20 protein-coding genes and 2 pseudogenes are annotated in these 21,047 nt (G+C 60.0%); 11 read left to right on the forward strand and 11 right to left on the reverse strand.

Annotation, left to right across the window (positions count from 1 at the left end; translation table 11 throughout):
• Nucleotides 1-20 precede the first annotated feature (20 nt).
• From nhaA to DQ393_RS17505, 4 genes and pseudogenes are all read left to right on the forward strand, one after another.
• Nucleotides 21-1,202, forward strand: a pseudogene (gene nhaA, locus DQ393_RS17490) (Na+/H+ antiporter NhaA).
• 47 nt (nt 1,203-1,249) lie between these two features.
• The gene (locus DQ393_RS34320; RefSeq protein ID WP_112343009.1) at nt 1,250-1,351 is read left to right on the forward strand and encodes a hypothetical protein; all 102 of its coding nucleotides are present in this window, start codon (nt 1,250-1,252) and stop codon (nt 1,349-1,351) included.
• 90 nt (nt 1,352-1,441) lie between these two features.
• Nucleotides 1,442-3,850: a membrane-bound PQQ-dependent dehydrogenase, glucose/quinate/shikimate family gene (locus tag DQ393_RS17500; RefSeq protein WP_112343010.1), complete on the forward strand. Its 2,409-nt coding sequence runs from the start codon at nt 1,442-1,444 to the stop codon at nt 3,848-3,850.
• 332 nt (nt 3,851-4,182) lie between these two features.
• Nucleotides 4,183-4,368 (forward strand): hypothetical protein, encoded by a 186-nt coding sequence (locus DQ393_RS17505; RefSeq protein WP_112343011.1) that lies wholly within the window; start codon nt 4,183-4,185, stop codon nt 4,366-4,368.
• A gap of 67 nt (nt 4,369-4,435) precedes the next feature.
• On the opposite strand, the gene DQ393_RS17510 is transcribed toward DQ393_RS17505, so the two are convergent.
• The 3 genes and pseudogenes from DQ393_RS17510 to DQ393_RS17530 form a co-directional block, all read right to left on the reverse strand.
• Nucleotides 4,436-5,275, reverse strand: coding sequence for an SDR family NAD(P)-dependent oxidoreductase (locus tag DQ393_RS17510; protein ID WP_112343012.1), 840 nt, complete (start codon nt 5,273-5,275; stop codon nt 4,436-4,438).
• Nucleotides 5,276-5,904: 629 nt separating this feature from the next.
• Nucleotides 5,905-6,357: a rubrerythrin family protein gene (locus tag DQ393_RS17525; protein ID WP_112343013.1), complete on the reverse strand. Its 453-nt coding sequence runs from the start codon at nt 6,355-6,357 to the stop codon at nt 5,905-5,907.
• Between the two features lie 178 nt (nt 6,358-6,535).
• Nucleotides 6,536-6,661 (reverse strand): annotated as a pseudogene (locus tag DQ393_RS17530) (GFA family protein); the annotation flags it as partial.
• Nucleotides 6,662-6,839: 178 nt separating this feature from the next.
• Here DQ393_RS17530 and DQ393_RS17535 point away from each other — a divergent pair.
• Nucleotides 6,840-8,003, forward strand: a complete 1,164-nt coding sequence (locus tag DQ393_RS17535) for a GGDEF domain-containing protein (protein WP_181592379.1) — start codon at nt 6,840-6,842, stop codon at nt 8,001-8,003.
• Between the two features lie 182 nt (nt 8,004-8,185).
• On the opposite strand, the gene DQ393_RS17540 is transcribed toward DQ393_RS17535, so the two are convergent.
• The gene (locus tag DQ393_RS17540; RefSeq protein ID WP_112343015.1) at nt 8,186-8,413 is read right to left on the reverse strand and encodes a tautomerase family protein; all 228 of its coding nucleotides are present in this window, start codon (nt 8,411-8,413) and stop codon (nt 8,186-8,188) included.
• A 130-nt stretch (nt 8,414-8,543) separates the two neighbouring features.
• Between DQ393_RS17540 and DQ393_RS17545 the strand changes: the two genes are divergently transcribed.
• On the forward strand, nt 8,544-9,224 hold the full coding sequence (locus DQ393_RS17545; RefSeq protein WP_112343016.1) for a winged helix-turn-helix transcriptional regulator: 681 nt from the start codon (nt 8,544-8,546) through the stop codon (nt 9,222-9,224).
• Between the two features lie 111 nt (nt 9,225-9,335).
• Here the strand turns inward: DQ393_RS17545 and DQ393_RS17550 are convergent, their stop codons facing one another.
• Nucleotides 9,336-10,223: a LysR family transcriptional regulator gene (locus DQ393_RS17550; protein WP_112343017.1), complete on the reverse strand. Its 888-nt coding sequence runs from the start codon at nt 10,221-10,223 to the stop codon at nt 9,336-9,338.
• A 108-nt stretch (nt 10,224-10,331) separates the two neighbouring features.
• Here DQ393_RS17550 and DQ393_RS17555 point away from each other — a divergent pair, with 108 nt between their 5' ends.
• From DQ393_RS17555 to DQ393_RS17570, 4 genes are all read left to right on the forward strand, one after another.
• Nucleotides 10,332-10,964, forward strand: coding sequence for a glutathione S-transferase family protein (locus DQ393_RS17555; RefSeq protein WP_112343018.1), 633 nt, complete (start codon nt 10,332-10,334; stop codon nt 10,962-10,964).
• A 44-nt stretch (nt 10,965-11,008) separates the two neighbouring features.
• Entirely contained in the window at nt 11,009-11,779 is a 771-nt protein-coding gene (locus tag DQ393_RS17560; protein ID WP_112343019.1) for an enoyl-CoA hydratase/isomerase family protein, read from the forward strand.
• An 88-nt stretch (nt 11,780-11,867) separates the two neighbouring features.
• A complete protein-coding gene (locus DQ393_RS17565; protein ID WP_112343020.1) occupies nt 11,868-12,545 on the forward strand; it encodes a peroxiredoxin-like family protein in 678 nt (225 codons plus the stop codon).
• Nucleotides 12,546-12,599: 54 nt separating this feature from the next.
• Nucleotides 12,600-13,313, forward strand: coding sequence for an SDR family oxidoreductase (locus DQ393_RS17570; RefSeq protein ID WP_112343021.1), 714 nt, complete (start codon nt 12,600-12,602; stop codon nt 13,311-13,313).
• A gap of 35 nt (nt 13,314-13,348) precedes the next feature.
• On the opposite strand, the gene DQ393_RS17575 is transcribed toward DQ393_RS17570, so the two are convergent.
• Nucleotides 13,349-14,038, reverse strand: a complete 690-nt coding sequence (locus DQ393_RS17575) for an SDR family NAD(P)-dependent oxidoreductase (protein ID WP_112343022.1) — start codon at nt 14,036-14,038, stop codon at nt 13,349-13,351.
• Nucleotides 14,039-14,136: 98 nt separating this feature from the next.
• On the opposite strand from DQ393_RS17575, the gene DQ393_RS17580 reads away from it, so the two are divergent.
• Nucleotides 14,137-15,156 carry a LysR family transcriptional regulator gene (locus tag DQ393_RS17580; RefSeq protein ID WP_112343023.1) on the forward strand — a complete coding sequence of 340 codons (1,020 nt, stop codon included), beginning with the start codon at nt 14,137-14,139 and terminating at the stop codon, nt 15,154-15,156.
• Nucleotides 15,157-15,254: 98 nt separating this feature from the next.
• On the opposite strand, the gene DQ393_RS17585 is transcribed toward DQ393_RS17580, so the two are convergent.
• From DQ393_RS17585 to DQ393_RS17605, 5 genes are read right to left on the reverse strand one after another with little or no spacing between them, the layout of a single operon-like run.
• Nucleotides 15,255-16,385 carry a M24 family metallopeptidase gene (locus DQ393_RS17585; RefSeq protein ID WP_112343024.1) on the reverse strand — a complete coding sequence of 377 codons (1,131 nt, stop codon included), beginning with the start codon at nt 16,383-16,385 and terminating at the stop codon, nt 15,255-15,257.
• A 2-nt stretch (nt 16,386-16,387) separates the two neighbouring features.
• The gene (locus DQ393_RS17590; protein ID WP_112343025.1) at nt 16,388-17,608 is read right to left on the reverse strand and encodes a M20 family metallopeptidase; all 1,221 of its coding nucleotides are present in this window, start codon (nt 17,606-17,608) and stop codon (nt 16,388-16,390) included.
• Between the two features lie 22 nt (nt 17,609-17,630).
• Nucleotides 17,631-19,265 carry a dipeptide ABC transporter ATP-binding protein gene (locus DQ393_RS17595; RefSeq protein WP_112343026.1) on the reverse strand — a complete coding sequence of 545 codons (1,635 nt, stop codon included), beginning with the start codon at nt 19,263-19,265 and terminating at the stop codon, nt 17,631-17,633.
• A 10-nt stretch (nt 19,266-19,275) separates the two neighbouring features.
• Nucleotides 19,276-20,100: an ABC transporter permease gene (locus tag DQ393_RS17600; protein WP_112343027.1), complete on the reverse strand. Its 825-nt coding sequence runs from the start codon at nt 20,098-20,100 to the stop codon at nt 19,276-19,278.
• Nucleotides 20,093-21,040 (reverse strand): ABC transporter permease, encoded by a 948-nt coding sequence (locus DQ393_RS17605; protein ID WP_112343028.1) that lies wholly within the window; start codon nt 21,038-21,040, stop codon nt 20,093-20,095. Before DQ393_RS17605 ends, DQ393_RS17600 begins: the two co-directional genes overlap by 8 nt.
• Nucleotides 21,041-21,047 lie beyond the last annotated feature (7 nt).

Here is a 21,047-nt window from a genome sequence, read left to right on the forward strand (position 1 = left end):
TCACAAGGGAGCGCGAACCTATGTCTTCGACATTCTCAAAGGGCCGTATTCAATCCACTCTGCGCCACTTCCTCGACAACGAGGCGTCCGGCGCTCTCGTTCTCATGGCTGTTGCCCTGCTGGCGATTATCACTGCGAACTCCTCGTTGGCCGACAGCTATTTCCATGCCCTGCATGTCTACGTCGGTCCTCTCAGCCTACGGCACTGGATCAACGATGCCCGATGGCGATCTTCTTTCTGCTCGTCGGGCTGGAGATCAAGCGCGAGATGCTGGATGGCCAGCTGTCGACCTGGAGCCGGCGGATCCTGCCGAGTGCCGCCGCAGCAGGCGGCATGGCGGTCTCCGCCCTGATCTACGTGTTCCTGAATTGGTCCGATCCAGTCGCCATTCGTGGATGGGCGATCCCGACCGCCACTGATATCGCCTTTGCACCCGGGGTCATCTCCCTGCTCGGCAGCCGTGTACCCAGCTCGCTGAAGATCTTTCTGGCAGCCTTGGCAATCATCGATGATCTCGGTGCTGTCATCGTCATTGCCGTTTTCTATACTGCGGAGTTGAACTTTCTTGCTCTGGCCGGAGCGGGTATCGTGTTGGGAAACCTAATGATTTTCAAGAGGATGGTATGGCCTTGCGTTGCGCTTGAGGCCGTCCTGTGGGTCCTGGTGTTTGCGTCCGGTATTCACGCGACCCTGGCCGGCGTCATGCTGGCGCTGACCATCCCACTGCAGGCAACCCTGGCAAGCCGGAGGCTGCGCATGAGGAATCGCCGCTCCATAAACTGGAGCACGGCCTTCATAAGCCGGTAGCCTTCCTGATCGTTCCGAGCTTCGGGTTTGCCAATGCCGGTGTTTCCTTCAGCGGGATCTCGCCGGTGATCTTCGCTGAGCCACTGACCATGGGCGTGGCAGCAGGGCTTGTGCTCGGCAAGCTGATCGGCGTCCTCGGCACGGTGGCGATCCTTGTCAAGCTGGACCACGCAGACTTGCCGACCCAGGCAAGCTGGGGGTAGATGGCCGGAACCGCGCTTTTGTGTGGCATCGGGTTCACGATGTCGCTGTTCATCGGCCTTTTGGCTTTCGATGATCCGGAGGTGCAGGGCACATCAAGATCGGAATCCTAATGGGTTCAGTCGTGGCAGGCGTTCTTGGAGCGGTACTGCTGATGATCTTTGGCCGACGGCTCCCGTCGACTGTGTCGTGACAATATGCTCGGCGTCACCTCGACGATGATCTCCTCTCCGATCGTTTTTGAGCCAGGAAAGAAACGATCCGCCCGACATCGACGTCGACTTGAAGCACGACACGCGCGGACAATATTTTCCAGAGCAGAAGAAGGCACAAGTTGCGTGATGGACACTGTGTCGCATGACGACCGATGGGCGGAACAAGACAGACCGCTAGATCCTTTTGAATAAGGGTCACAAATGTCGGACTGCGAACATGAGACTGAACACGCCCCTTTCCATCCTCCTTACATCTGTTTTGGTCGTCATCATTGGCTTGGCTCTAGCAGGCATGGGCGGGTGGCTCGTCGCCCTCGGCGGTAGCCCTTATTATGTTGTAGCTGGCCTCGGCCTATTGCTTTCTGGTGTGTTGATGGGACGGCAGAAACGAGTTGGCGCCTGGGTTTACACGACCGTGCTAGCAGGCACATTAATTTGGGCGATCTGGGAAGTCGGGGCAGACGGCTGGTCGCTCATTCCCCGGCTAATCGCACCAGCCGTTCTCGGTCTCTGGATCTGGTCGCCCTGGATTGCCGGCCGCCTCGGTCCTGGCCAAGGTCGCCGCGGATGGCGTTGGGCAAACGCCGGCTTTTCCACGATCATCGTCGTCCTCGTTTTTGCGGCCGGCTATCGAATTACCGAATCCCGGTACCTTTCCTTCGCTCCGCCATCCGGCTGGGACAGCAAGGCAGTGCAAACCGAGCCGGCAGTGCCTGACGACGCCTGGAGCTATTACGGTCGCACACCGGCGGCCGACCGCTACTCCCCGCTTTCCCAGATCACGGCGGCCAATGTCTCAGAACTGAAGCAAGCCTGGTCGTTTTCCACCGGCGACCTTCCCCGTCCGGGCGAGAACAAGGGCGGCCACGAGTTCAGTTTCGAAGCGACGCCGATCAAGGTCGGTGACGCCATATACTTCTGCACGCCGCATCGCGACGTAATCGCGCTCGATGCGACCTCCGGCAAACAAAAATGGCGCTATTCTCCCGGCGGCGACATGTCCCACAATGTCTACCAGGCGTGCCGTGGTGTTTCCTACTTCGAGGCATCGGCTGAGTCTCCGTGCCCACATCGCATCGTCGCGACCGCGTCGGACCTGCCTCGGTTGTTCGAGATCGATGCCGACACCGGCAAACTCTGCGACAGCTTTGGCGACCACGGTATGGTTGATCTTCGCGAGCATATGGGAATCGTGCCTGCGGGCTTCCATTTCATCTCGTCTCCGCCAACGGTCATCAACGGGCGCGCGATCCTCGGCGGATGGGTCTACGACAATCAGGCCGTCGGCGAACCATCCGGCGTTATCCGTGCCTTCGACGCTACCAGCGGCGCGCTCTCATGGTCGTGGGACATGGGCAGGACCCCAGCCAACGCGCCACTTGGAAGAAATGATATCTACACGAGAGGCACACCCAATGGCTGGGGTGTCTATTCCGCCGATCCCAAGCTGAACCTGGTGTTCGTTCCACTTGGTAATGCCACGCCCGATTATTACGGTGCGGAACGTCGATCGTTCGATGACGCCTATTCCAGTTCACTGGTCGCACTTGACATTACGACCGGCCAGGAGCGGTGGCATTTCCAGACGGTGCATCATGATCTGTGGGACTTCGATGTGCCGGTCGGGCCGTCCCTCGTTGATTTGCCCGGCCAGGATGGAGGGGGACCAGTACCTGCTCTGGTGCAAACTACCAAGCAAGGCGAGATCTATCTGCTCGACCGGCGCGACGGCAGGCCGATCGCGCCCGTTGAAGAACGCGCCGTTCCACAGGGAGATATTCCTAACGAGCGGTACTCGAAGACGCAGCCGTTTTCGGTGGGCATGCCGGCCCTGAGAGCACCGAAGTTCCAGGAAGTCGACGCCTGGGGCGCGACACCGATCGATCAACTGATTTGCCGACTCCAGTATCGGCAGATGCGCGATGATGGGCTCTACACGCCGCCGGGATTAAAGCCGACACTCGGCTGGCCCGCCTTCGACGGTACTTCGGACTGGTACGGTTCCACGATCGATCCGGTGCGCAAGCTTATGTATATCAACACGACCTTCATGCCATTCCGTCTGCAGATGATCCCTTACGAAAAGGGCATCCAAAAGGGTCTGTACAAACCTTGGGGTGGCTGGGGACAACCTTATCCGCAATCGGAGTTCAGTAACAACCCGCAGCACGGAACGCCTTTCGCGATCACCGTCGACGCCTGGCTCAACATCTTGAACCTGCCTTGCAGTCGTCCCCCGTGGGGGCAGATGCAGGCGATCGACCTTGTAACTCACAAGGTCGTTTGGCAGCGTCCTCTCGGCACAACACGGAACATGGGACCATTTGGCGTTCGTATCCCGTTCGGCCTGCCGACCGGCATATTCAGCATGGGTGGCAGTGTGACTACAGCAAGCGGACTTGTCTTTATTGGTGCGACGACAGATCAAGATATTCGGGCTCTCGACGGTCGCACCGGAAAAACCCTATGGCAGGCTGATCTGCCGGCTGGCGGCAATGCCACCCCGCTCACGTATCTCGGAAAGGACGGCAGGCAGTACGTGGTCATCGCAGCCGGTGGACACGGTGGGCTGCAGTCGCGTAACGGAGACAAGATTGTCGCCTTTGCCCTCCCAAACATGCCCTAACCGTCGCGCAGCGCCACAACAACATATCATCGATGCGTCCGTCTGCGGCAGGCTTCGCGGAAGTGGGGCCGATTGTTGCTTGCGCAGCGATCAGGATGGGAGGCGGCATCGCCGGTGCACATATCTCTTTCTCTCGGCGGATGCCCGGTGTCATGATAATTGCCGGTGCCGGGAGGTGGATTTCGGCGGTGGCGGCATTTGTTTATTGGTGGCAATGGCGCCTGCGTCGGCGATGACGGGGGATTTCACATCTGGTTTCGGATCGTGACAAGCATTCAGGGAACCCGCCCCGATTTGTGCTCGTTTTGCTCTCGAAAGGAGCGGAGACGCAAATGTCAGACACAGTAGATAAAGAATATACGCCCTCTACCCTCCATGACCGCTACCAGATAGGCCTTGGCGAGGCCAAAAGGCTGATCAACAGTTTCGGCAGCGATCGTCTCGAGCTAGACCGGCTTCTTGGCTCGCGGGACAGGCCACTGCCTCAGGCCGGCGAACAGAATTTGACCGCGGCTTGAGGCGGATCGGTGCCTTGGAAGATCGATATCATCGGCCCGCATCGTGGAAGGCGAATCTCCAACCGCTTTATAGCTTGGCTTGTTCGACCGCGCTGAAACGCAGTGCTCTGCCATCTGCCGCGACTATGGCATCCATCTCCTCTGCGAGCGCATCGCGATCATCGACACCACGCAAGAGACGGCCGGCCAGAGGATCGAAACGACCGGTGGCGATGTCCGCAATCAGGAGTGCAGCCCGTGACGGGTCGATGTTGACACCATCCTCAAAAAGCTTCTGGATCCCTGGCAGGTACGTTTTCCCTGCCTCCGACGATAGCTGCAACTCGGTCATCGCAGTCCGAACAAGACCAGGATCGACGGCAAAGGCGCGCGCCCCGTGGCCGATGGTTGTGTCGTTGAGACACTCCGTGAGACGCATGATGGCGGCTTTGCTGGACGCGTAGCCAGAGCCATGAGGAAAGCTGTTGCCCGTTCCGCCACCGACGAGATTTACGATCCGGCCGCTGCCCCGCGCCAACATCATAGGGGACACCGTACGGCAAGTGTTGAATGTACCACGTAGGTTGATCTCAACATCCCGCCACCACACAAGGGGATCACACTCCCAAATAGGACCGAAGCCCTGGAACGAGCCATGGTTGTTGATGAGAATGTCGACCGGACCCAATTCGGTCGCAACGCGCGCAAAGGCGCTCTCAACGGCGGTAAGGTCAATCAGGTCCGTCGAAACAGCGATCGCTTCCCCGCCCTCTCCCTTGATGAGAGAGACTGTTTCCTCAATCTCGGTCGCCGTTCGTGCCAACACGGCGACCTTCGCCCCTTCCCTAGCCTGCTGTAGAGCGATCTCTCGACCTATTCCTCTGCCGCCGCCAGTGACGACGGCGACTGTGTTCAAAAGGCGGGCCATTGCTAACTCCTAGGGCATTGCAGACTGGTCTGGATAACAAACTATGTGTGCCGCCCCGGCGCATGGCAATGACCCGTCGCAATTTTCTGGATCTCGTGGCAAACATTTGACCGTCCCCACCGGTACTCGGAGTGGTCGCTCTCGACTATCGATTTGTAGGCAATTTTCCCTCAGGTCGCCTGGGAGCGCGAAAGCACGAAGCTTTCCCAAGTTCGTCGACGGCAGCCTCTATGAACGACTATGTCGCTCTTGAACCAATTCGAGATGACGTCCTCTGGTGCCCGCATTGGCAACGATGGCCCCTGGGAGACGCCGACGAACGCAACCCGGTCTCGAGCACCATCGAAGCCTTCGCGCCGCACGACGCCGCCGCGAAGCGTGCTGCGGCTAGCCGTGACCGCCATGATGACGGCAGCGGCATCAACTGCGCCCGGGACACGCCTATGCCGTGCAGGAAGATAACGAGCGACTTTTCTGCCATTGGAATTCTGAGTCGGAACACACAGAGGGCGCTCGACGTCGTCATGACGGGGCGCCCTCCCAACGGCCGCCACCTACGACGATTATGTCGTGGTCATCGGCCGGTACTTTCGGTGGTGGACCTTATATGCGATCGCAGGCTCGCCGTTTCAAAGCGGGGAGTCGGCGGTCGTGCTCATCCACGCCCGATGACGCTCCTCGTCCGGGTGTGCCTTCATGAAGAACGTCTTCGACTGCGGGATCGCATCTTTATGACGGAAAGGACGCTCATAAGGCGTCACTGTATCGTCCTCGTTCGTCTTCATCGCCCTCAGGATGGTCGCGCCGCCCATGAGATCCGCAAGCGCGATTTTGCCCGTTGTCAGCATCTGCGGCATGTCGCCTTCGGCCGGAGCGTCGAGGTCGAGCTCGCAGGCCATCTCGTTCAGCACGACAACATGCTGCAGATCGTCCTGCTTGAACTCGGCGATCCTCGCGCTCACCGTCTTGTCGTCGAGCCGTTCGATGCAGGAGTCGCATGCGGCGATGGCATCGTGCTCGAGATACAGGAGACCCTCGACGAGCTTCTCGATGCTGCCTTCGTTGCCGACCATGGCTACCAAGCTGTCCGCCTCTTCCTCAGTTGGGTGTAGTGGCAATGGACCGAGGCACTGCGATGCTCCGAACAAAGGCAGGTTCGTACGTTACCGGACCGATTCCGGTTCGAATTCTGGTAAGCCCAACAATACTCCGGTCAATTTTCACGGACACCGCTCGGGCGGCTGCTCAGCGTAGGAAGATGCTGACGGCCTTGATGACGTCGGTCAATCTCTGGCAGTCGGTGCAGTGACAGATAGCGACGTCCTGCGGATCGACCTTGGCCTCATAACCGATCTTTCCGCATCGGCATGCGCCGTCGATATGCATGTCGGCCCTCCATCGTTGCGGCTTCGTGACATAGAGGATTGCTCTCGAAAGTGGACATCTAACTCTGCCTCTCCTGCAGCCCGTCGACACTTCTCAATTCCTTCGCTTGGCCTTTCTTAACGGTAGATCGATATCATCGCGCCGCGACACATAAGACGGGATGTTCTGGCGACGGCGAATGGCAGACAATTTTGCTTTTCTATTGCCTGTTATGATGGGCACATTCTCCTTCGTGTTTTTCGCGCTGGCGCGCGTAAAGCCGATAATGCCTTCGGCCGTGGCTTGGGGCGTTGGCTTCGGCGCCGGCGCTGCGGCATTCTCAATTGAACTTCTGCCGATGTCGCCAAAATGGGCAGCGATCACGACTGACCTAATGTTCTTCATATCCTTCAACGGTTATGGTGAAGGCCTTCTCATCCGATTTCAGAACCCAAGACTGATCGGCCCCCGCGCGGCGTTTACGGCCCTATGTCTGCTGATCAACGTTTATGTCGTGTTCGGCATGGAAAGCCTCAATGCCGAACTGCTCCTTGTCGACCTGGCGCTTTCCGTCACACTGCTGGTGCCGGTTGTGTTCGTCTTGACCAAGCCGCGTAACGTGGTGGATAGGGCACTTGTGATCATTGCAGCGTTGGTCGTCGTTGACACTGTCGTGCGTGTTGTTGTCTTCGACATCATATTCAAAACCTCTGACGCGCTTGCGGCCTACAGTACATCCGAATACGCCTACTTCGAACAGATCAGCGCCAGCGCATTGGGCCTTTGTTTCGCGCTGGCAGCACTGGGTTCCATCTTGATGGATCTATTCACCCGCTATCGCCACGCCGCCGAACTTGATCCGCTTACCGGGCTCTTAAACAGGCGTGGCTTTGAAGAAGCGGTGGCTCGCATTCCGGATGATGGTCGAACCGGCGTGGTCATGAGCTGCGATATCGACCACTTCAAGCAGATCAATGACCGTTTCGGGCATGCTGTTGGTGATCGGGTGATTAGCGGGCTTGCCAAGAAAATTGCAGAGGCGGTTGGCCCAACCGCGATTTCCGCGCGATTTGGAGGTGAAGAATTCGTGGCGTTTTTGCCGAGCCTCGATCTGAAACAGGCAGCCATCCGAGCGCAGAACGTCTGCGATGGGTTCGGAGGGCGGGACTGGAACGAGCTCGGAATCGATGCACGCGTTACTGTCAGTATTGGCGTCGCGGTGATGACGTCGGGCGACAGAAATATCCATGACGCAATCGCCCGCTCAGATCGGGCGCTTTACATCGCGAAAACAACCGGCCGCAATCAAGTCGCTCTTTACTGTGAAGACCCGATTTTGACCAGTCTGACGTCCGCCGCATGAGTACGGCAAATATATCATCGACGTCGCCGCGATTTGGAACATGGCTCGCCTCACGCCAGGCGGCCCGTTCTTAACTGCCGCCGTTTCAAACAGGCCGACCGCAGGCGCCACCGCTGTCGCTGATGATCAATCGTCTCGTCGGCGACGCCCTCCCCAGCAGATGAACTGATAGTGCCGCACATTCAGGCGGGAATGGGCGTTGTCGCCAGCTTTTGGACGTCCTGCGTTGTCAGGGGCTGGCCGCCGATCGCCCAATCGCCTGAGGCGATCTCGTTGATCTTGACCCAGGTGACACCCCGCATGGCTTCGCCTTCGACGCGGATCATGGCGGCAGTGACTTCGCGGATCAGTTCGGCCTTTTGCGCCGGGCTGAAGACGTCCTTGATGACGTCGATGGTGACGAGGGGCATATGGCGATCTCCTTTGGTTGTGGTCGCGGGCCAAGCATGGAGCGATGGGCGTGCGGCGGCCACTGTAGAAAGTGTAGCAGTCATGCCGGGCGATCCGTGTTAGCATCTCGCGCACAACGGAGATGCGGCCATGGTCGAGGGCGATTACAACCAGTTTTGTCCCGTGGCGAAAGCCTGCGAGCTGTTGCAACCGCGCTGGACCCTGCTGATCCTCGGCGAGATGTGGTCGGGCTCGACGCGCTTTAACGATATTCACCGCGGCGTGCCGGGCATGTCGCCAACCCTTTTGTCGCGTCGCCTGAAAGAGATGGAGGCGGGCGGCCTGATCCGTCGCGATACCGATGGCTATCATTCGACGGCGATGGGGCGCAAACTGGAACCAATCGTCCATGCCCTAGGCCAATGGGCGCACGAGAATATCGATTGCGAGGTCAGCCTGCGTGATCTCGACAGCCGGCTTTTGATGTGGAACGTGCGGCGCAAGATCGACCGCAGCCAGTTTCCCGACCGGCGCTCTGTCGTGCAGTTCATCTTTCCCGACCAGCCGGCAGCCGAACGTCACTATTGGCTGATTGTGCGGCCGGGCTGCGACACCGACTTATGCATCAGCGATCCGGGCTTTGCTGTCGACTTGTTCGTCGAAAGCCCGCTGAAAACGCTGACCAGCGTGTGGATGGGCTGGTCGCCGATCCAGCCTGCGCTCGAAGGTGGCGAAATCTATGTTTCCGGCGACGCCGCATTGAAGGCCTCGATCGAGCGCTGGCTGGTGTTGAGCAGCTTCGCCGCCCCGGCACGCGATGCGGCGGAGTAACTGTCTGTTGCGTGCTGGGACACTTAGGGTCGATCGGTCGGAGCTTGCTCTCCAAGCTTGAGCCAGATCGAACTTCCTGCCCGGCGTTTCCAGAAGGAATTCAGCTGTTCGCTACATGCTTTGCGCAGCTACAATTAATTCCGCGAATTCCGCAAAGGCACGCGCCTTTGCACTTGCCAGCTTGCCGGTCGGGAAGACGGCCCAAAGATCGATCGGCGGAAGTTGCCAGTCCTCCAGGACGCGCTTCACCGTGCCATCAGCCAGTTCCGGCGCGAACATCCAGTCGGACGCGACCGCGAGGCCCATGTGCGACAAAACGGCGGCGCGGATGCCTTCCGCCGCGCTGAACCGCGCCTTGCCGGAAACACTGACCGAAGCCTGCGTTCCCTCACGGCTGAAAGTCCAGCTGTTGCCGAGTTGGGTGTAAACGATAGCCTGATGGGCCGAGAGATCAGCCGGAACGACCGGGATACCGTGACGCTCGAGATAGGCTGGTGTTACGATCACTGAGCGGCGTCCGGTCGCCAGCTTGCGCGCCACCGCCGACGAATCTGCCAGCTCGCCCATCCGAAGAGCCACGTCTATGCCCTCCGACACGAGGTCGATAACGCGATCGTCGAGAATGACATCAACGTCGAGATCCGGATGGGTGTCCATGAAGTGCTGCAGATGCGGCAGGACCATGATCCGTGCAAAGGTGGTTGCGGCGCAGATCCGGAGGCGACCTGACAAGCCGGCTCCGGCGCCCTTTGCATCCAGCTCCGCCTCGTCCGCTTCCTGGATCGCATTCCTTGCCCGCTCGAAGAAGCGTAGGCCGGCATCGGTGGGGGAAAGCCCATGGGTCGATCGGATCAGAAGCCGGACCTGCAGACGATCCTCCAGTTGCGCGATCGTTTTCGAGATCGCCGGCTGGCCGACGCCGATCTGCCGGGCAGCCTGCGAGAACGACCCCGTCTCCACCACCCGTACGAACGCGGTCATCGCCTGCAATCTATCCATTGCCTATTCTCCTTCGGAATAAGCGTTATCGCTTCAAGCCGCCTGCCGCAAGATCATAGGAATGGTCATAACTCCCTCCAACGGAACACGATCCGATGGAGACGAAAGATGATCGAAGTCCACGCCTTTGCCACCCCGAACAGCGTCAAGGTCCTGATCGCGCTTGAAGAGCTGGGGCTGCCATACGCGCTGAAGCCGGTGAACGTGCGCAAGGGCGAGCAGAAGACCGAAGCTTTCCTCGCTCTCAACCCGAACGGCAAGGTGCCGGTTTTGGTTGATGACGGCTTTGTCCTGACCGAGAGCGCCGCCATTCTGGTCCATCTCGCCGAAAAGACCGGCAAGCTGCTGCCTCAAGATGCTATCCGCCGCGCCCGCGTCTTCGAACAGCTTTTCTTCCACGCCTCCGGCTTGAGCCCTGCTTTCGGCAATGCCGGTTTCTTCAAGCGCTCGCCGCCCGAGCCACAGCCGATCGCCGAGGCCCGTTTTGCTACCGAGGCCGAACGGATCCTCGGCCTGCTCGATGCCAAGCTCGCCTCGCAGTCCTTCGTTGCCGGTGACGAGTTCACGATCGCCGACATTGCCCACTTCGGCTGGATGTGGCGGATACAGTTCCCCGGCCTGACTCTCGATGGTCGTCCCAACCTTTCGCGCTGGTACGAAGCCGTGGCTGCCCGCCCCGCCGTCCAGCAGGCCATCGCTCGCGTCGAAGCACTGGTCGAAACCCAGCGACCCGCCGCCTGATCCTTCCAACCATCAATTCTACTTAGACACATAGGAGAACCATCGTGTCCAAATTTGAATCCTACAAGAACAGCTTCCCGAATGCCCTCCTGACCCGCTCCCCGAGCGGCGTCCTCGAAGTCGCGTTGCATAGTGATGGCGGCAAGCTTGTCTTCAACGGCCACACGCACGAGCAGTTCGTCGACCTCTTCCATCAGATCGGCGCCGACGGCGACAACCGCGTCGTGATCCTGACCGGCTCGGGCGACGCCTTTATGGATGCGATCAGCCCTGATGGCTTCGATTTCTTCTCGCCGCGCGGCTACGACAAGATCTTTCGCGAGGGCCGCAAGGTACTCATGAACATCCTCGACATCGAAGTGCCAATGATCACAGCGCTCAACGGTCCGGTCCTGCTTCATTCCGAATATGCGTTGCTGACCGACATCATCCTTGCGACGCCGGAAACAGTCTTCCAGGACAAGCCGCATTTCGAGTTCGGCATCGTGCCCGGTGATGGCGTCAACCTGCTCTGGCCGGAAGTAATCGGCAGCATCCGCGGCCGCTATTTCATCCTCACCCGACAGGTGCTGGATGCGGCAACGGCCAAGGACTGGGGCGTCGTCAATGAGATCGTCCCGGCCGACAGGCTGCTTGCCCGTGCCCATGAGATTGCCGAGGGCATTGCAGCACTTCCGCCACTGACCTCCAGCTACACCCGCATCGCGCTGACCCAGAAGCTGAGGCGGATCATCGATCAGGACACAGGCTATGGCCTCGCCCTCGAAGGCATCAGTGCCGCCGAAGTCGCCCGCTCCATGGCCGCCAACGGCTGAGCAATCCCCCCTTCATCTCCGGACTTCAGGGCGGATCCTGAAGTCCGACATGCCAAACCCAAACTCACCTCAATCAAGGGCAAACATCATGACACTTCAATCCAAGCTCGATGCTTTCAAGGCTGATTTCGAAGCCGGCAAGCCGCCGTACAACGTACCCTACTCGGTGATCGAGACGATGCACCGCGCTACCGCCCAGCTGATCGCCTCGGGCGCCGCACAGAAGGCGCTGAACGCCGGCGACAAGCTGCCGGTATTTACGCTCTCCGACCCCGATGGCAACCCGGTCTCGTCCGCCGATCTTCTTGCACATGGTCCGCTGGTCATCAGCTTCTATCGCGGTGTCTGGTGCCCCTATTGCAACATGGAGCTCCAGGCCCTGCAGGAGACACTGCCGCAGTTCGAGGCACTTGGCGCAAAGCTCGTTGCCATCTCGCCACAAAACCCGGTCAACAGCCGCAAGTCGGTGCGGCAGAACAACCTGACCTTCCCGATCCTGTCGGACCCGCATAACGATGTCGCAGCCTCGTTCGGCCTGCGCTTCGAGATGCAGGATTATCTGGTCGACCTGTACAAGTCGCTGAAGAACGATCTTCCGGCCTTCAATGGCGATCCGAGCTGGACGCTTCCGATGCCTGCCCGCTACGTCGTCGGCCAGGATGGCGTCATCCTCTATGCGGAGGTGAACCCGGACTATACCCGCCGTCCCGAGCCGGAAGACATGCTGCCGGCACTACGTCGCGCAGCAACCCGCACTGCCGCCTGATCCAATCCACGCCAGAGGGCCCCGCCTCTTCAGAGGTGGGGTCGAGGATTTTTCATGAAGAGAACATTTCTGATCACGGGTGCCAGCAAAGGTATTGGCCTTGCTCTAGCAAACCGTCTCGCCCAACAGGGACACGAGGTTGTCGGCGTCGCCCGTAACGCGACCGATGGCTTTCCAGGCCGTCTCCATTCGCTCGATCTGTCCAACCCAGGCTCCGGCGACGAACTTGCGGCGATCGTTCGCGAGAGCGAGATCGACGGCATCGTCAATAATGTTGGGCTCGTCCGGGCGGAGCCGCTGGGCGACATCGCCGTCGAGACGCTGGAGGAAGTCATGCGCGTCAATCTGCATCCGGCGCTGGTAGCTACCCAGACGGCACTTCCCGGCATGCGCTCGCGCGGCTGGGGACGGATCGTCAACATCTCCAGCCTCACCGTGCTCGGTAGCGTGCAGCGCACCAGCTATGCCGCCGCCAAAGCTGCACTTGTCAGCTTCACAAGGAGCTGGGCCCTTGAGCTTGCCGCAACAGGGATCACGGTGAACGCCGTGTCCCCGGGCCCAACGGAGACGGAACTGTTCAGGGCGAACAATGCACCAGGCAGCGAGGGGGAGGCACGCTATCTGTCAGGCGTCCCCATGCGCCGCTTCGGAAAGCCGGAAGAGATCGCTGCGGCGATTGAATTCTTGCTGTCGGACGAAGCCGCCTTCATCACCGGGCAGACGCTGCATGTCGATGGCGGTGCCTCGATCGGAAAGGCGTTGGCGTGAAGTCCGTCGCACGCGTCTCGTTCAGTCGAGCCGCGCTACCAAGGAAGAGACCTGTTGAAGCGATCGACGTAGCGTAGGCCGGGCTTGCCGCGGTTTGCTTCGACCATATCGACGATGAGTGGAATACTCTCTTCAATCGATAGTAAGGCATCGGAGCCGCCCATCTCGGTTCGGACCCAACCCGGCGCAACCAGAAGCAGCGTGTGGCGGTCCTCCTTATGCTGCGCGGCATAGCCCTTCATCAACATGTTGAGGGCCGCCTTGCTGGAAGAATAGAGTTGCCAGGATCCGTTGGCGTTTTGGATGCTGCCGAGCTCCGACGTCATGATGGCGATCGTTCCTCCGGCGAGGACCAAATCCCCCAGAAGCTCGGCTGCCCGAACGGGCGAGAGCGCGTTCACAAGCATCATGTCGAGGAAGTCGCGCTCGTCAGCACCTGCAGGGCTTTTCTCGATGGAGCGAGCGATACCGGCGTTGATGTAGAGGACGTCGAGCTGACGCCCATCGAGACGATCCCTCAACGCTTTAACGCTGTCCGCATTCGCGACGTCGACCGTTTCAATCTCCAGGCTTCCTGGAAATCGAGCACCAAGATCTTTGAGTTCGCTGGAGGGCGCTCGCACGGTGGCGATCACCCGCCAACCACGTTCAAGCCATTCTTTGGCAAGCGCGAAGCCCAGGCCGCGCGAGGCGCCAAGCACCAGTACTGTCGATTGCTGTGTCATGCTGTGTTCCTTCTGCTTTCCCTCGCAAAATAGGGTCCTTGACCTTCGAACTACAGCGCATATCTGTCATATGATTTCGGACATGGAGTCATGGAACAATGACCTATGATGGTCGGCTGCTTTCGGGATTGACCGTCCTCATGGCGGTGGTGGAAGCCGGGACGATGACGCGCGCCGCCCAAGCATTGGGCATGACTCAGTCGGGTGTCGGGAGATCGATACAGCGATTGGAAACGCGGATCGGCATACGCCTGCTCGACAGGACGACGCGGACCTTGAGGCTGACAGATGAGGGGCGCCGATTCTGGGAGCGTGTGGGGCCTCATCTCGACGGCATCGAGGAAGCCGCCTTGGATGCTGCAGGTGCGACAGAGAAAGTTCGCGGACGGTTGCGTGTAAACGTCGATCCCTTTTTCTCCCGTCTGGTTCTTGCGCGCGAACTTGCCGGTTTCCTGGAACAGCATCCAGACCTGCGGCTTGAGTTGATCATGCGCGATCATATCGGCGATCTGGTTGCGGACGCTTTCGACATGGCGCTGCGGTTCGGGGAACCTCCCGTGGCGGGTTTCACCAATCGAAAGATGTTGGAGACCCGGATCTTGACCGTCGCGTCACCGGGCTACCTGGAAAGACATGGCAAGCCCGAGCACCCACGCGACCTCATCAATCACACCTGCATCGATTATCAGGACCCAGCGACCGGGCGCGCCTTCGAATGGGAGTTTCGTCGAGGAAGCGAGATCTTGCCAATCCGTCAGTCAGCGCGATTGATGGTCTCGGACGTCGAAACTATGATCGGCGCATGTTGCGAGGGAGCCGGTATCGCGCAGATAATGGAACTCGGGTCGCAGCACATCATAGATACTGGAAAGCTCGTCGAGATCTTTCCTGACTGGCCCGACGAGACCTTTCCTCTTTATGCCATCTACCCGTCACGACGTCATCGCGCTGCGAAGGTTAGTGTCTTCACCGATTTTTGTTCAAGGCTACTGGGGCGCGCCGATGAGCGCAGCTATTATAGCATCGATCTGCAAAAGCTAACCAGCAAGGCACCGGTGCAGATCCACTCCAACAGCTACCGCGTTGCCGACCGAGACGGGCTGAACGAGGAACGCTGACCCGCGACGTTTTTTGGACAGACCCGTTTCTAAGGCCGAAGAGGCAGTGGCTGATGAGTGCCGAGGGATTTGGTAGCCGCGCATTGGCTGCCTTGCTATCAGGAATCCGATATGGCCCCGAGGATACTGCGAGCTGCCTTCGTCAACCGCTTTCCCCCGTCTCTTTCGACGACAACGGTCTCGCTGAAGCCTAATCCCTCTGCCGTCGTATAAACGTGGAACACTATGCCCTCCTGCAGCGCCCAGTCTGAAGTCGGCAGAAACACGCGCGAAAAATCGCTGGTGCGCGGCGTGCGGGTGTAGAGGCCGAGCGTATAGGCAGTGACATTCTCATAATCAGGCCTCAGGCCCGCATCGAGCGCGCCCTGGCGCATGATCGCGTCCACGTCGCGCGCCAGAGCGCCGGGTTTCATCGCGGCGATCTGCCGGTCCTGCAGCGCGACCAGCGCCGCGGCCGTTACGGAAAGCTCCGCCGACGGCGTCCCGACCATGACCGGCCGCATCATCCGTGCGCCATAATTGCCGACGCGCGGGATGAGCTCGACATGCACGATATCGCCCTCGCCGATCGCCTCCGTCTTGAAGACGCCGTGCAGGAATTCGTGGCTGCCGGACGCCTTGACGACTGGACCGACCTCGCCGGTATCGGCTCCTTCGCGTAGGAAGATGCCCGACGCGATTGCCGCTGCATCACGCGTCGTCATGCCCGGCTTGGTCTGCTGCGCGATCGCCAGCATCGCCTTGTCGGCAATCTTGGAAGCCTGTCGCAGCACAGCGATCTCGGCTTCCGACTTCACCCAGCGAAGACTGTCGCTGAGACCGGGCATCGGCACGACATGCGCCTCCGGCAACATCGCCGTTAGGCGCATGAACGTGTCGGCATTCATGCTGTAGGAGCGAGTATCGAGACCAATCCGCGCCCTCGCGAAACCGTGCGCGACGATGCTTGCTGCAACAGCCGCCACGGCATCTTCCGTATCCTTGAAACCGACGACGTCGGAAATCCAGCTCTTTTCGCGGCAGGGCGCCTCATCGAGGGCCCGCAGCGTGAACCAGGCTTCGCCTTCGCGTGGCAGGAAGGCGGCGCGATACATGGTTTCCGATACTGTATAACCGGTCGCCCAGGCGAGCAATTCGCCGCTGTCGATCAGCAGGAGATCGACGGAGGCGGCATCCATCGCCGCCCGCGCTAGCGCCGTTCGACGCTGGTATTCCGCCCCCGCAAACATGATCAGGCCACTTCGCAGATGTCGAGAATCGTGAGCATATAGACGCGGATCATGTCGAGGAAATCGACGATATCGACGCGTTCATCGGGCATGGTGTTGTACCGGCCGCCCGGACCGCAGACGATGCCTTCCATGCCAAGCTCATGATAGAGATGGCCGGCATCGGTGCCGTAGAAACGGGTCGGCGTGATTGCACCAGTCGGCTGCTTTTCGCCGCGCACGGCTTCATAGGCGGCATTGATCGACTTGACGATACGGCTATCCGGCGAGACTTCGAAAGGCGGCATCAACGGACGGCCTTCGATCATCTCAGGGACCAGCTTGGCTTTCAGCCCGGGAAAGCGCTTTTCGAGCTCGACCAATTCCGCAGCGAGATCGGCAAGCACGCCTTCCTGCGTCTGGCCCGGGGCATAACGGCAGGAGCCCTTGAGGCGGACGAAGTCGGCCACCTGCGGCGGGCGCCATTCTTCGAGATCACGACCAAGCGCGCCGCGCACGACGCCGACATGGCCACGGTTGATCGAGCGGTGCACTTCGCTACTCGCGCCTCTAAAGGTCATCGCATTGATGCGCGGAATGATATCGCAGGCAGCCGCGATGGCATCGACGGATTCCTCACGCTTCGACAGATGGCGGGTATCTCCGGTCAGCTCGATGACATAGCTCAGCGCCGCCGCATGCATGGTGACGGCAACGAGATCGCTCGGCTCGCTGTTGATGAAATAATCGGCCTTCACACCGCTGCGGATGGCAGCCAGCGTGCCGACGCCGCCCTGCAACTCGCCCACGACGAAGGTCAGGATCACATCACCCTTTAGTTTGACGCCAGCATCGAGCAGCGTCTTGACGGCGCAGAAATAGGCCGCATCGCCGGCCTTCATATTGGAAACCCCAATGCCGTAGATGAACTTGTCATCGACGAGACCGGCATAGGGATCAACCGTCCAGCCTTCGGTGACCGGATTGGTGTCAAGATGGCCGTTGAACAGCAGACTTTTACCGCCGCCCTCCCCCTTGAGGCGACCGATCGTGTTGAAGCGGCGGCCTTCGTCAAAGGCCTGAAGCTCGGCTTCGACGCCGATCTTTTCGAGCTCCTTGGCCATCCAGCGGGCAAGATCCTTCTCACCTTCGGTTTCCGAGTGGCTTTTGTGCTGGACCATCTTCGACAGGAAATCGATGCAGGCCTTTTCGTCGATCCGATCCACCAGGGACTTCGGGTCCATTGTCATACTCCTTGTTCAGACATTACGCTTGCGAGCCGGCCGGCAAGGGCACAGCTGCAATAAGGCGGCGGGTATAGTCGGCGCGTTCCGGACCATCGATCTCGGTGGCCGGCGCGATCTCGATCAGATCGCCGCGATACATGACGGCAATGCGGTGGGCGATCTGACGGATCAGGTTGAGATCGTGGGTGATGAACAGATAGGCCGTATTGCCGGCCTTCTGCAGATCGAGCAGCAGTTCGACGATCGAGGCCTGAACGGACACGTCGAGCGCCGAGGTGATCTCGTCGCAGATGACGAGACGCGGCTTGGAGGCGAAGGCGCGGGCAATCGCCACGCGTTGCTTCTCGCCACCGGAAAGTTGATGCGGATAACGGTCCGCATGGGTGCGCGGCAGGCGCACCTTTTCCAGCATGTCGCCGACCTGTTGGCCGATATTGCTGCCATCGCCATAAAGCTTTAGCGGCCGCGAGAGAATCTCGCCGATCTTGTGACGCGGATTGAGCGAGGCATCCGGATGCTGAAAGATGATCTGCACATCCTTGCGATAGGCCGTATCCATGTCTGAAAGACCGGTGATCGGGCGACCGTCAAACCAGATCTTTCCTTCGAACGGGCTGAGACCGGTCATCGCCTTGGCCAGCGTCGATTTTCCCGAGCCGGATTCGCCGACAATCCCGAGGATTTCGCCCTCGTTGACGCTGAGCGTCACGGCATTGTTGCCCTTCACGGGCGTGAAGGCCTTGCCGGTTAGCGAAGCGATAAGCGGCTTGCGGCCATAATGGACGCTGACATTCTCGACCCTGACCAGCGGCTCGCCTGAAGTCTTTTCAACGCCATCGGCAACCAATCGGCGGGACGGGTTCGGAACCGCCGCGCAAAGCTCGCGCGTATAGGCTTCGCGCGGATTGGCGAAGATTTCGCGTACCGGCCCTTGCTCAACGATCTCGCCACGACGGATGACGGCCACACGGCTTGCTGTGCGCGAAACAAGCGCCAGATCGTGCGAGATATAGAGCGAGGCAACGCCCGTTTCGGCTTGTAACTCGACGAAAAGGTCGAGAATCTGGCGCGAGGTGATCACGTCCAGCGCCGTCGTCGGCTCGTCGAAGATGATGCATTCGGGATTGCAGGCGAAAGCCGATGCGATGACGACGCGCTGCTTTTCACCGCCGGATGCCTCATGGGGCATGCGCCGCATCATGTCCGCCGGGGTCTTGAGGCCGACATGGGCAAGCATCGCCTCACCTTCGGCCCAGGCCTGCTTGCGCGTCAAGCCGCGATGACGCACCAGCACTTCAGATAGCTGGCGCCCAAGCGACAACGTCGGGTTGAGCGAGGTGCTCGGATCCTGGAACACCATGCTGATCCGCTGGCCGCGCATCGCCTCTACCTCGGCATCCGACATGGTCAGAAGGTTCTTGGCGCCGAGCAGAATCTCGCCACTCGTCTCGTGGGCGTTCTTCGACAGATACCGCATGATCGACCAGGCAAGCGAGGTCTTGCCCGAGCCGGATTCGCCGACGAGGCCCAAAAATTCGCCGCGCGAGATCGACAGGTTGATCCCTTTTAGCGCATGAAACGTGCCGTTCGCCGTCTCGTATTCGAGGCTGTAGTTCCTGATGTCGAGGACTGGCATTTCAGGGGTGTTTATCATCGTGCCTGCCTCATGTGCGTGGGTTGAGCGCATCACGCAGCCCGTCGCCGAGCAGGCTGAAACCAATCGAGGCAATCGCGATCGCAACACTCGGCCAGATCAGGATGCCGGCGGAGAGGTGCATGAAGCGGCGGGCTTCAGAGACCATGAGACCCCATTCGGCCGCCGGCGGTTGAGCGCCGAGACCCAGGAATGAGAGCGTCGCGAACAGCATGATTGCGAAGGAAATACGGATCGTCATCTCGACGATGATTGGCGCCACAACATTCGGCAGCATTTCGCGGCGAATGATGAAGGCCGAGCTTTCGCCACGCGCGATGGCGGCATTGATGTAGTCCTGCTTGCGCACTGAAAGCGCCACGCTTCGCGTGATACGGGCCATGCCCGGTGCAAAGGCAATCGCCACGGCGACAAGGGCGTTGACGGTGCTGGAACCGAGCAGGTTGACGACGAGCAGCGCGAACAGCAAGCTCGGGATGGACATGACGGCATCGATCGTGCGCATGATGAATTCGTCGGCGCGGCCACCAAGGAAGGCGGAGGTCGTACCGATCAGCGCGCCGACCAGTGTCCCGATGATAGTCGCCGCTACAGCCATGACGACGGTGGCGCGGGCACCGATCAGCAGGCGGCTGAAAATGTCACGACCATACTGGTCGGTGCCAAGCAGATAGGTGAGGCTCGACGGCTTGTAGCGGGCGAGCGGGGACATCTTTTCCGGATCGTTTGGGGCGAGCATCGGTCCGAAGATGACGATCAGCACGACCAGCAGGACCACGAAAAGGCCGATGGCGCCCTGCGGTGTGCGCAGGAGACGTTTCAAGAACTCAATCATACTGGATTCTCTTGTCGAGCACCGCGTAGAGCATGTCAGCGATGAAATTGACGATGGAATAGGTGGCCGCCATGATCAGCACGCCGGCCTGGATGACCGGCAAATCGCGGGCCTGGATCGCGACGATCAGCTCTCGGCCGATTCCCGGAATGGCGAAGATTTCCTCGACGACGATGACGCCACCGAGCAGATAACCGACATCCAAAGCGACAATGGTGATCGTTGGCAGGAGCGCGTTACGCAGCGCGTGCCGGCGCAAGACCGTGCCGCGAGACATGCCCTTTAGCCGGGCGGCGCGGATGTAGTCGGTGTGCAGGACATCGACCAGTTCCGAGCGCACCATGCGCGAAACGTGGGCGATCAAAATGACGGAGATGACGCAGACCGGCAGGATGAGATGGGCGATACCGGCGAAAAAGTCTTCAGTCAGTGGCACGTAGCCCGTTGGAGGCAGCCATTTCAGCCAGTCTGCGATAAGCAAGACAGCGACCGTCGCTGTAACGAATTCCGGCAGGGCGACACCGAGATAGGAGACAAGGCTGACGACAATATCAGCGATCTTGCCGCGGCGGATTGCGGCGATGATGCCGAGCGGGATTGCCAGCACCAGCATCAGGCCGATTGAAAGGATCGCGAGTAGGAGGGAACGCCCTAGCGCCGTGAACATGGCAGGTCCGATCGGCTGGCCGGTCCGCAGCGAGGTTCCGAAATCACCCTGCAGGAGAGCCCCGAGCCAATGGCCATATTGCACCCAGACAGGCGCGTTGAGACCCATCGTCTGGCGCAACGCATCAAGTGCTTCTGGCGTGGCATGTTCGCCGAGCATCATAACGGCGGCGTCGGCTGGCAGGACTTGGGTGATCGCAAAGACGATCAGCGACACGACAAACAGCGTGTAGACGATCATCAGCAATCGCTTGAGCAGGTAATTCGGGGACAAGGGGTCT

The organism is Martinezella tropici (genome assembly GCF_003287875.1).
GTDB classification, from domain to species: domain Bacteria; phylum Pseudomonadota; class Alphaproteobacteria; order Rhizobiales; family Rhizobiaceae; genus Rhizobium; species Rhizobium tropici_C.